Here is an 11287-nt window from a genome sequence, read left to right as displayed (position 1 = left end):
AAGAGACAGCAGGGGTGGTGCAGGGGCTGACGGGCATCACCGCTGTCGCCGCGAGTGCCCGCCAGACGGTGGCGGTGAGGCAGGACGGTACCGTCTGGGCCTGCGGCGATAACGCCAGGGGGCAACTGGGGGACGGGACGACCACCCAACGCCTCACGCCAGTACAGGTGCTGGGACTCACGGGCGTCACTGCCGTCGCCGCGAGTGACACACACATGGTGGCCTTGCGGCAGGACGGTACTGTCTGGGCTTGGGGCGTCGGTTTTTGGGGGCAGTTGGGGGACGGGACTCGCCTGGACCGTTCTACGCCGGTGCAGGTGCAGGGGTTGACGGGGGTCACCGCCATCGCCGCGGGCAATAGTCACACGATGGCCTTGCGGCAGGACGGCACCGTCTGGGCCTGGGGCTACAATACCTACGGCCAACTGGGAGATGGGACGACCGCGTCCCGCCTCGCCCCGGTGCAGGTGCAGGGTCTGACGGGGGTCACCGCCATCGCCGCGGGCAGTGGCCACACGGTGGCCTTGCAGGAGGATGGCACCGTCTGGGGCTGGGGCTACAACGTCTGGGGACAGCTCGGGGACGGGTCGACGACCCACCGCCGCACCCCGGTGCAGGTGCAGGGGCTGGCGGACGTCACCGCCATCGCCGCAGGAAACGCCCACACGGTGGCCGTGAGGCAGGACGGCACCCTCTGGGCCTGGGGCGACAACGGCTCCGGCCAGCTGGGGGATGGGACGACCTCCGGGAGCTTCACCCCGGTGCAGGTGCAGGTGCAGGGACTGACCGACGTCACCTCCATCGTCACAAGTTCGTCCAACACGGTGGTCGTGCGGGCGGACGGCACCGTCTGGGCTTGGGGCGACAACACCTGGGGCCAGTTGGGGGACGGGACGGCCACCCGACGCCTCACGCCGCTGCAGGTGCAGGGACTGACGGACGTCAGCGCCATCGCCCTGGGTGGCTTTCACACGGTGGCCGCGGGGCACGATGGCACGCTCTTGACCTGGGGCCTCAACACCTACGGTCAGCTGGGGGGCGGACCGCTCGCCTACCGCTTCCTGCCGGTGCAGGTGCAGGGGCTGACGCGCGCCACTGTCACCGCCATCTCCGCGGGTGATTCCCACACGGTGGCCGTGAAGCAGGACGGCACCGTCTGGACCTGGGGCCTCAACACCTCCGGTCAGGTGGGGGATGGGACGACCGTGTCCCGTCTCACGCCGACGCAGGTGCAGGGGCTGACGGGCGTCGCCATCATCGCCGCGGGCTTTTCACATACCTTGGCCGTCAGGCATGACGGCACTGTCTGGAGCTGGGGTGGTAATTCCAACGGCCAATTGGGGGACGGGACGACCACCCAACGCCTCACGCCGGTGCAGGTGCAGGGGCTGACAGGCGTCACGGCCATCTCCGCCGGCGAATCCCACACGGTGGCCTTGCGGCAGGACGGTACCGTCTGGACCTGGGGACGCAATTCCTGGGGACAGCTCGGGATTGGGACGACCACCCAACGCCTCACGCCGGTGCAGGTGCAGGGGCTGTCGGGCATCACGGCCATCAGCGCGGGCTCTCTCCACACCGTGGCGTTGCGGCAGGACGGCACTGTCTGGGCCTGGGGCTTCAACGATCTCGGTCAACTGGGAGATGGGACGACCACGCGCCGCCTCACGCCGGTGCAGGTGCAGGGGCTGACGGGCGTCGAGGCCATCGCTGCGGGCTACTTCCACACGGTGGCCTTGCGGCAGGACGGCACCGTTTGGGCCTGGGGCTACAACCTCTGGGGACAGCTCGGGGATGGGTCCTCCACGGCCCGCTCCACGCCGGTGCAGGTGCAGGGGCTGACGGAAGTCCGTGCGCTTGCCGCCGGGTATGCGCATACGGTGGCCGTGGGGCAGGACGGCACCCTCTGGGCGTGGGGCAACAACTCGGGTACCCAGCTTGGCAATGGCGGCTCCACGGACCGTTCCACGCCAGTGCGGGTGGAGGGGCTGACGGGCGTCTTCACCGTGACGGCGGGCCGTTTCCACACGGCGGCCATGAGTCCGGAGGGGGCCGGCTGGGTCTGGGGGCGCAACAGCCTCGGCCAGGTGGGGGACGGGACGACCGCTGACCGCCCCCGACCCGTCAACGTGATGGTTCAGGAAGAGACCTGAGCCGTCACATTGGGGCGTGTGCGCGCTCGACCGGATTGCGTCTCAGTCAGCGGCGGCGGCTTGTTCAGCTCGCCGCTGGGGTCTGGTCGATGTGCGCTGGACCGGGGCGGAGCCTGGCACCCACGGTGGCTTCACGCGCTCGAGGCTTGTGGCCTTTCCTCGTGATGGTCCTGGCGGCCACGGCCTGTGGGCCGCGCGGCTTCCAGACGGAGGACGGCTCCGGATGCTGCCATACTGAGGCCACTCGCGGCGCGGCAAGGCGTTCCACCCAAACGCTTGCCGCGCCGGGAGCATGAGAGCGCCCCATGCACGCCCACTTCATCGAATCCGTTCAGGAACGCGACATCGACCTCCTCCTACTGGAGGAGCTGAACGTGTCGCCGGAGTTCGCTGAGTGGTTCGCCACGCAGGCTTCGGCCGGTGCGCTCTCAAGTGGTGGGACAGGGCGCTGCTCCCACTCCGTGTCTGATGTCACGCTTGGTGAGTCCGACCTTGTCCTCGAAATCGAGCAGGTTGACGGTCAAGTCACCGCGATCCTTATCGAGAACAAGGTCGATGCTCCTCCTCAGCCGGCGCAAGGCGCGCGCTACCGGAAGCGCGGAGCCCGTGGTGTGCAGGAAGGCCGGTGGGCGGACTTCAAGACCTGCCTCGTCGCTCCTCAGCGCTACCTTGAGTGCTCCACCGACGCGCAGTCCTACGACGCATGCATCAGCTACGAGGTGATGGCCGCGTGGATGGCACAGCACGTCAGCGACGCTGTACGCGGCGCGTACCGCGCGAGAATGCTCCGCGAGGGCATCGAGCAGAACCGCAGGGGCTACACGCTCAAGCCTGACGACCGAGTGACGGCCTTCTGGCTCGGCTACTGGGAGTACGCAGCTTCAAAGCACCCCGAACTGGAGATGCCAGACCCGGGCTTGAAGCCCGCTGGGTCGGACTGGCCCGCGTTCAGGCCCTCGGGAGTCAACCGGCGCTTCGTGGTCGTCCACAAGCTGGGGCGCGGGGATGTGGACCTTCAGGTCTCCGACGGGGCAAAGGTGTTCAGCCACTTGAAAGAGAAATGGGGTCCCTCGCTGGACGCCGACATGCAGATGGTGCTGGCTGGAAAGTCAGCCGCCATTCGGCTCCGCGCGCCGTCCGTGAATGGTGCTGGGGATTTCGCGGCTCAACGCGCGCAGGTGGCAGATGGGCTGGCCGCAGCGGCTCGCCTTGTTCAGCTCGCGCGCGCGTTGCAACAGGACTTCGATGTGGACGCGCTGGTGAGTGCGGGGGGAGTGGGGGACATGCCACAGCGCTAGAGCCCATCATGTTCGGATGGCGAACGCGCGCGCGGCCCGCCTGTCTCCGAAGATCCGAAGACCTGCGCTCTCTGTGTTGAGCGCCTCCGGTTCCGCGTCGAGTAAGATGCGCGACGATTGGGAGGCCGAATTGACGAAATTCTGGGGTGTTCGGGTGGGGCCCGGTGGTCAGTACGCTGAAGCCGCGCGCAAGGGCGGGTTTGTCGCCATCGAGTGGCACGAGTTGGGTGATCTGACGTGGTACGCGACTGCACCGGATGAGGACCCCGCGTGGGAGAAGCTCTTCGGCCTCTACACCGATGCGTATGAGGTCTCCGGTGTAAGGGCGAGCGTGGGAGCTGGTCAGGTCGCCCGATTCGCACGGGACATCAAGGTGGGGGATGTCATCCTCACTCCCAACACGCCGCAAGGCCTCGTGTACGTCGGGCGTGTGACGAGCCCTTTCCTCTTCGTGGAGAGCCCCAAGGACGGGTGCCCGTACCGACAGCGGCGCAAGGTGGAGTGGCTGCTGGACGTACCTCGCAAGGGTCTTCCCCAGCCCCTGCTCAACTCGCTTGGCTCTCTCTCCACGGTCTACAGCCTGCAGAAGGCGGCCGATTACGTCCGAGCCCTGCTCGGTGAGGGGTCGCTCTCGGAGGGACCGAAGCCTGTCGAGGCCGACGTGGTGAGCCACGTTCTGAATCGCCTCCACGCCCTTCACCCAAAGGACTTCGAGCAGTTCGTTGCCGACTACCTGCGGTCCATCGGCTTCGAAGCTGCGCCCGGTCCCTACGTCTCTGACGGGGGAATCGACGTAGCTGGTACGCTGGACGCCGAAGGGCTCGCGTCGGTCTTTCTCCGCATCCAGGTGAAGCGCACGAAGAACGACGTGGGCATTGAGGTGGTGCTCAAGACGCGAGGTGCCCTCGGAGTAGACGAGCAGGGCGCAATCGTCTCCCTCGGCGGTTTCACCTCGCACGCAGAGAAGGAAGCTGTCGCCCCGGGCAAGAAGCGCATCACCTTGGTGGGCGGCGACACCTTCGCTGCCAACCTACTAGCGCGATGGGATGACCTCGATCCCGCCATGCGCAAGCTTCTCGGGGTGGCGCCCAAAGCCAGCCTGCCGGTCCAGGAACGATTCGCGGTCGTAAGCGACTGACCCAGCCTCGCCACCTCGAAGGCTCCCCGTGCCCCGCCGCCCAAAGCCGCATCTTCCAGCTGAAGGCTACGCCGGTCGAAAGTGGCATCTCGCCGAGTTAGGCCGGGCGAGCGTTGATACAGCCAAAGCAGAAGGACTTGCCGTCGGAGGTGAATGCGAGATGGTGTGGGAACACCGCCCAGAGTCTGTCACCGGCGACCTTGAGGCACGGGAAGCCCGGGGCCGGCGTGGGGATCGTGAGCGACGTGCTCGAGTCATCGTCCACCCGGAGGACGCGGTCTCCCAGGCTGACGAAGCGGTGGTTGCGGAAGAGGGCCAGTGAGTGCACTGGCCCCTTGGGGAGGGAGAGCTTCCGAGCCTTGCCCTTGGCAGGGAGGTGGAACGCCTGTGCGTCGGTGTGCAGGTAGAGGCTTCCGTCGGGGTCCGCGCACGCGCCCTTCAGCGGGAGTCGGCTGGCGTGTCGCGCGACGAGGGCCTTGCCCTGGAGCGCGAACAGACCGCCGTTGCCGTATGCGTAGAGCGTGCCCGCGTGGGACAGCAGTCCGCGGAGCCCATTCTGCTCCTTGCCCACCTGCTCGAAGCACAGGTCCTTTCCCTCGGCCGTGAGCCGGCCCGCCGTCGAACGCGAGCACGGAGACGCCGAACCCCGTGAGGCCCCAGGGCGCGCCAAGGTCTCGGCGGGTGGAGGCCACGTAGCCGTAGGGAAGCGCCTTGGGCAGCTTGGTGCGCGTCCAGCCCTTGCCGTCGTGGGTCAGCAGGCGGTTGAAGTCCACATCATAGGTGGGCTCGAAGTGGTCAACGTCGTTTTCGTCCACTGTCACCTGAGCCAGCCAGACCTGGTCGGTCCAGGGCTGGTTCCACTTCACCCGGTTATTGAAGTCCCAGAGGTCGTCCCCGGCGACGTAGCCATGGTCGGCATCCGGGTGCGGCGTCGCCGCCAGCACCACCACGGCCCCTTGAGCGGTGACGTGCACGTCCGCCAGCACCTGCGCGACGGAGGTCACGTCCGGGCCCGTGTTCGCCTTCGTGGCGGATTTCTTCCCAGCGGGCGCGCCCGATAGGGCCTCAAGCTCCTTCATCAGCCCGGCGTCCCCGAGCTGCTTTGCCCGCTCCAGCAGCGACACGCCCCGGACCTTGAAGGAGAGCTCCGCGCCCAGTGCGCGCAGCGCGAGCAGGCGCCCTCGAAGTCACCGGCGTCTGGGATGACCGCCGCTACCTCGACATATCCTTGCTGAATTCAACCCCTGACACCGCCGCTGCTTGATGCTTCCGAGGAGCGACCTCCCCCGAGCCCCTCCGGATCGCCTACACACGATTCGGGACTTGACCTCTACGCCATGGGGCGATTCCGAACTCAGGTCGGTCAGCACTGGTACCGGGCGCTCCGGCGTCGGAGCCAGCGTGACCGGACGAACTGGGCGAGGATGAAGACCTTGGTGGACCGATGGCTTCCGAAAGCTCGTATCCAGCCCCCCTGGCCTGAAGAGTGGTTTGACGTCACCACTTAAGGCAAGAGCCCAGTGCGTTAGCAGCGCCCGCTGGGATCTGTGCGGGGGGGCGGCTCCAACCTTCACGGGTGAAGAGCCATCCCTATCGCGACCGAAGAGAGGCCGCGCCAGCAGGTCTGGCGCGGCCCTGCGACGGGGCACCCGGCCAAGGTGAGACCCGGGGGGCTACCGGGGCGTCAGTGCCCGCGTGTGGCTCACGGAACGGTGACCGTCACGGCGTTGCTGCGTTGGCTGTTGCCCACGCGGTCATACGCGATGGCGACAATGACGTGCGTGCCGGACTTGCCCGTCGTGTCCCACGTCCGGGTGAAGGGCGCGGTGGTCGAATAGGGCGTCTGGATGACACCGTCGATCTCGAAGGCGACGTAGTAGAGCGATTGGCTGTCACTCGCATTGGCAGCCAGCGTGACGACACCACTGACGACGTCTCCGTTGGCCGGTGCGGTCAGGACGGACGTGGGCGGCGCGTTGTCGACGATCAGCGAACGGGTGTGCGTCGCGACATTGCCTGCCCTGTCAGTCGCGCGGAGGGTCAGGCTGTAGGACCGATTGGCCAGCACCCGCGTGTCCCACGCGAAGGTGTACCCAAGGCTGGTGGGGCTCGTCAGCGAGCCCTTGAGGTACCCCTCCTGGAAGAACTCGGCCAGGACCACGCCTGAGAGGGACTGGTCCGTCACGGTCCAGCCCACGGTGATGTTGCCGCGCACATAGTTCAGGGTCTGCGGGTTGTACTGTGGCGTGCCCGAAAGAATGATGGGAGCGAAGTTGTCCACCATGATGCTCACCGGGTCGGAGATGCCCATGTTGCCGTCCGCGTCGAAGGCCTGGGCTGTCAGCGCCCGGGTGCCGGAGGGGGACGTCGTCGTGTCCCAGTCCACGATGAAAGGGGGCTGGGTGTCGGAGGCGATGAGGGTGGACGCTGAGAAGAAGTCCACGCGCGTGACGCCGACGTCATCGTAGGCGCTCGCCGTCAGCGTGATGGTGCCGCGCACGGCACTGCCCGGGCTCGGCGAGAGGAGCGTCACGGTAGGGGCTGCGCTATCGGTGCACAGCAGGTTTCCGAAGTCCTTCGCGAGGCGCCGCGCGTCGGTGGATTTCGAGCGCACTGAGTCGAGGACCGATTCCGTCGTGCTCACCTGGAGCCGGCCTGGGGCGGCGGTGAATCGGTCGGTGACGGCCTGGAGGGTGGTGTTGAATGCCTCCGTACCCGGAGTCTGCGTGGCGAGTGCATGCCATTGCAGGGCCCAGTGGAGCGCGTCCGAGGGCTTGGATGCCGGCAGGTCGTACACGAGGGTGGCGGTGAGGGGCAGTGGCTTGCCGTCTGCATCGATTGCATCGAAGACCAGGTGGCCCTCGCCAGCGCTGTGCCGCTCCGAATTGTGGGTGTCCACGTGGTTGACGATGGCCTTCAGCCGCAGCGGCGCCTTCGTCATGTCCAGGGTTCCATCCGCGAGTCTTGGCCACGCTTCGAGGAGCTTGGGCACGAGCGCGCGGGTGACCGCGTCCTGTTCCGCACCCCGCTGGAGCCCGTCGCGGACGAACTCGGAGGGAGCGACGTCGCCGCTCATCTCCGCCAGTCGTCGGCCGAAGCTCCACGCGCCGTCCGCGGCCCCGTGCACGTTGGGCATCGCTCCGGACCAGGCCGTACGCACGGGGTCATTCAGCACTGCCGCATCCTGGATGAGCAGCTCCCGCTCCGGTTTGATGGAGGAGAGGCAATCCAGAGGCGCGCTTGTCTGCAGGAGCTCGGCCTGGGAGCTCTCCGACGCGTCCGGGACATCACCACAACCGATGGATGCCAGGGCCGCCGCGCCAAGCAGTGCGGAAAGGCCACGGGCCCCTTTCGAAACGATGCGCATGTGGATTCTCCCTTGAGGAGGCTGTGCTCGCATGGAATTGAGAGCGGCAGCGCGCAACGATATATCAAACAAACGGCTGGGGTGCGCCCGGGGGAGGGGAGTGGATGTCGCGATCGAGCCCTGGTGAGGGTCCGTTCTATTGGCGCCTGTCATTGTAGTGTGTAATTCTTCAGGGAAAGCCAGCCGCGAGGACTGTCTCTGTCATGGGGCGGTGAGCAAGAGCGGCCGGGTAACGCCCTGTTCCCATGTACGGACATTCCTCGGCGCCGGCTGAAGGGGCCGGCTGTTCACCGCGGCGAAGGCCGCGGCGGAGCTGCGCCGTCGCGAACAGGAAGACGTGGGCGTGTCGTTTCAGCCCTGATTCCAGGAACGACGACGCCCCCAGGCGAGAAGGCCAGGGGGCGTCATGGACAGCGCGAAAGCGACGACTCCCGGCCTATCGCTCAGCCGCCTCCGCCGCACCCCGCTCTTCCTTGCAGAACGCCAGGCGCTGCTTGATGACGTCGAGCGGCACCGCCATCTCCAGCTTGAAGGACGTGCCATCCGGCTGGACGCGCGCGAAGTCGAGCAGCTGCGCCAGGTCCTTCTCGCCTTCGGCCTGCGCCTTGATGCGCGCCATGCTCAGCGCGGCGCCCAGCGTCTTGCCCAGGTCCGTGACTTCGTCTCCATTCGCGCCGCGGACCTCGGCGACCATCGCCACATCGCCGCTCGCGTCCACGTGGAGCTCCACGTTCTGGGCCACCCGGCGGATGCGGTCCGCCAGCTCCGCCTGCTCCTTGGGCAGCAGCCGCGCGAGCTGGTCCACGGACAGCACGCCATACATCTCCCCGTAGGTGCTGCCCTCGGAGATGGCGGGCGGCTCGTCCGGGCCGCGGCCCTCCACCCGGTCCACCACCGCCTTCACCTCGTCCGGCGACTTGCCAATCACCAGCAGCTCGTTGTTCCACGTCGCCACCGCGGCCTCGCTCCGGCCACGCGCCGTGGTCCCATCCGGCCGCGTCACGGTCATGTCGCCCGGCTCGTACACCCGGGCGCCTTCGCCGTAGTCCATGGACACGCGCTCACCCAACAGCTCCTTGAACTTCGCGTTGCCGAAGTTGCCCGACAGCATCATCCCTTCATCGGTGATGACCAGGCGGTCCAGGTCCTGGAGCGGGTCCACGCCACTGAGGTTCCGCAGCTCCTCCAGCCGCTTGCCGCCGTCCCGCATCAGGCAGTCCAGCAGCAGCTCACCAATGGGCGAGTGCCGCAGCGCGTTCGCCTCGATGACCACCGCCGTCTTGCCCTCGCCGCGGGGCAGGGCGGCCAGCAGGGGGTCCCTGGGGCGCGCGCGCTCCTGCGTGCCCGCGTCCACCTGCACGGGCAGGACATGCGTCCGGCGCCGCTCCGCGCGCTCCCGCTCGGGAGCCCGCATCCGCCGGGGGAATTCCACCTTGGGCGTCTCCATGGCGGGCTCTTCACCCTGCCCGGTGAACATCAACACCGCGGCCACCACGAACAGCATCGCCGCCACGACGAGCCACACCCGGCGGCGTCCACGGTTGTCCATGTCAGTAGTCCTTTCCCTCGAAACGCCAGAACCCCACCGCCAAGGCTCCGAATCCAAACACCAGCACACCGAGCAACAGCAAGCCCAGCGAGCGCACCTCCAGCGGCGTGGATGCGGCGATGTCGCCCGCGGCCACGGCCAGCGCGGACAGCCGCGGCAACACCAGCGTCACCGCCTTGAAGGCCTCGCGACCAAATCCTTCCTCGAAGAAGGGCGTCATCTGCTGCCGGTAGCCGGCGATGATTCCTCCCACCAGGAAGACGAAGCCGGAGGCCGCGCACAGCGCCGCGCTGCGCACCAGCGTCGCCGCCGTCAGCATCACCGCGTACACCGCCGCGAAGCCCACGCACGCCAGCAATCCGGCGATGAGCGGCCCCGCCGTCCAGTACCCCGCCTTCACGCCGAAGATGAGCACCAGCCCCGTCGTCCCATACAGCGTCCCGCCCAGCGCCAGCGCCATCACGCCCAGGAAGGTCCCTGCCAGCAGGTGCCAGCGCTGGATGGGCAGCGCCAGCAGGTGCTCGATGCGCCCGGGTGACATCAGCGACGGCGCAAAGTCCGAGCACGCGACGATGCCGAACAGGATGCCACCGTAGAACACCAGGAACGCCGCGGCCTGGTACACGGGCCGCAGGGCCACGTCGACGGAGCGGATGCTCGAGCGAAGCTCCTCGCCGAACAGCCGAGACGCCGCGAGCGCTCCGTCCACCACTTCGATGCGCAAGCTCAGCGCCACCACGGTCAGCACCAGGGTGATGCCCACCATGAACGCCAGGATGAACTTGCGCGACATCGCCTCACGGAGCACGTAGCCCGCGATTCCCAGGACGGGCTTCACGCCGCGGCCTCCACAGTTCCCATCAGCACCGACTCCAGGTCCGTTCCGTCACGCCGCAGCTCCACCATCAATGCCCCCGCCGCGCGCGCCCGGTCCAATGCCCGGTTGAGCGCCGCCGGGTCCTCCGCCTCGACGACGTAGTGTCCCTCCGCGACGCCTCGGACGAAGCCTGCCGTCACCAGGGCCTCCGTGTTGGCGCCCGGGGCGAAGCGCACCAGCCACCGCACGCCGCCGCGCGCCAGGTCCTCCAGCCGGCCCTCGCGCACCACGCGGCCTCCCGCGAGGATGGCGACGCGGTCACAGACGCGCTCGGTCTCCGCCAGCAGGTGGGAGTTGAGGAACAGCGTCGTGCCTCGCTGCACCTCGTCTTGCAGGATGCGCCGCACCTCCATCCGCCCCATGGGGTCGATTCCGTCCGTGGGCTCGTCCAGCACCAGCAGGGAAGGGGTGCCCACCAGCGCCGCGGCCAGGCCCAGCCGCTGACGCATGCCCTTGGAGTACCCGCCAATGCGCCGGCCCACCGCGTCCGACAGGCCCACGCGCTCCAGGAGGCGCAGGTTCACCGCCGGGTCCACGGGGAGGCCCTTCAACCGCGTCACCGTCGCCAGGAAGGCGGGCGCCGTCCAGGTGCCGGGCAGGTGCAGGCGCTCGGGCAGGTAGCCGATGCGGGCGCGGATGCGCGGGTCCTCGGGCGAGCCCCCCAGCACCCGGATGGACCCCTCCGTGGGCTGGACGATGCCGAGGATGCTCTTGATGAAGGTCGTCTTGCCCGCACCGTTGGGGCCGATGAGGCCGAAGGCGCTTCCTTCCGGCACCGTCAGGTCCATGCCTCGGAGGGCCTCGTTGCCTCCCTTCCGGAAGGCCCGATGGTACGTCTTCCTCAATCCCCTCACTTCAATGGCGGGTGCCTGGCTTGTCACGGTCGGGACTGTAGACGACTGGAC

General features: G+C 68.0%; 8 protein-coding genes. 3 read left to right on the top strand and 5 right to left on the bottom strand.

The genetic code is table 11. From position 1 onward, the window contains the following. The 3 genes from FL344_RS17985 to FL344_RS17975 all read left to right on the top strand — a co-directional run. The coding region (locus tag FL344_RS17985) for an RCC1 domain-containing protein (RefSeq protein WP_368667436.1) at positions 1-2153 on the top strand (2153 nt) is incomplete at its 5' end. A 305-nt stretch (positions 2154-2458) separates the two neighbouring features. After that, entirely contained in the window at positions 2459-3451 is a 993-nt protein-coding gene (locus FL344_RS17980) for a PD-(D/E)XK nuclease family protein (protein WP_141619391.1), read from the top strand. A 130-nt stretch (positions 3452-3581) separates the two neighbouring features. Then, on the top strand, positions 3582-4589 hold the full coding sequence (locus FL344_RS17975; protein WP_194863147.1) for a restriction endonuclease: 1008 nt from the start codon (positions 3582-3584) through the stop codon (positions 4587-4589). A 97-nt stretch (positions 4590-4686) separates the two neighbouring features. On the opposite strand, the gene FL344_RS17970 is transcribed toward FL344_RS17975, so the two are convergent. The 5 genes from FL344_RS17970 to FL344_RS17950 all read right to left on the bottom strand — a co-directional run bounded on the left by FL344_RS17970 (position 4687) and on the right by FL344_RS17950 (position 11227). Continuing rightward, positions 4687-5259, bottom strand: coding sequence for a hypothetical protein (locus FL344_RS17970; RefSeq protein WP_194863146.1), 573 nt, complete (start codon positions 5257-5259; stop codon positions 4687-4689). Between the two features lie 1032 nt (positions 5260-6291). Further along, on the bottom strand, positions 6292-7956 hold the full coding sequence (locus FL344_RS17965) for an Ig-like domain-containing protein (protein ID WP_141619388.1): 1665 nt from the start codon (positions 7954-7956) through the stop codon (positions 6292-6294). A 436-nt stretch (positions 7957-8392) separates the two neighbouring features. Then, on the bottom strand, positions 8393-9505 hold the full coding sequence (locus tag FL344_RS17960) for a hypothetical protein (RefSeq protein WP_141619387.1): 1113 nt from the start codon (positions 9503-9505) through the stop codon (positions 8393-8395). 1 nt (position 9506) lies between these two features. Further along, the gene (locus FL344_RS17955) at positions 9507-10343 is read right to left on the bottom strand and encodes an ABC transporter permease subunit (protein WP_141619386.1); all 837 of its coding nucleotides are present in this window, start codon (positions 10341-10343) and stop codon (positions 9507-9509) included. Next, a complete protein-coding gene (locus FL344_RS17950; protein WP_141619385.1) occupies positions 10340-11227 on the bottom strand; it encodes an ABC transporter ATP-binding protein in 888 nt (295 codons plus the stop codon). The genes FL344_RS17955 and FL344_RS17950 overlap by 4 nt, the downstream gene beginning before the upstream one ends. Positions 11228-11287: the final 60 nt, after the last annotated feature.

Source organism: Myxococcus sp. AB036A, assembly GCF_006547355.1.
GTDB lineage: Bacteria > Myxococcota > Myxococcia > Myxococcales > Myxococcaceae > Myxococcus > Myxococcus virescens.
Note: the sequence above shows the minus strand (reverse complement) of the source record. Positions and strands in the feature narration are given on the sequence as shown.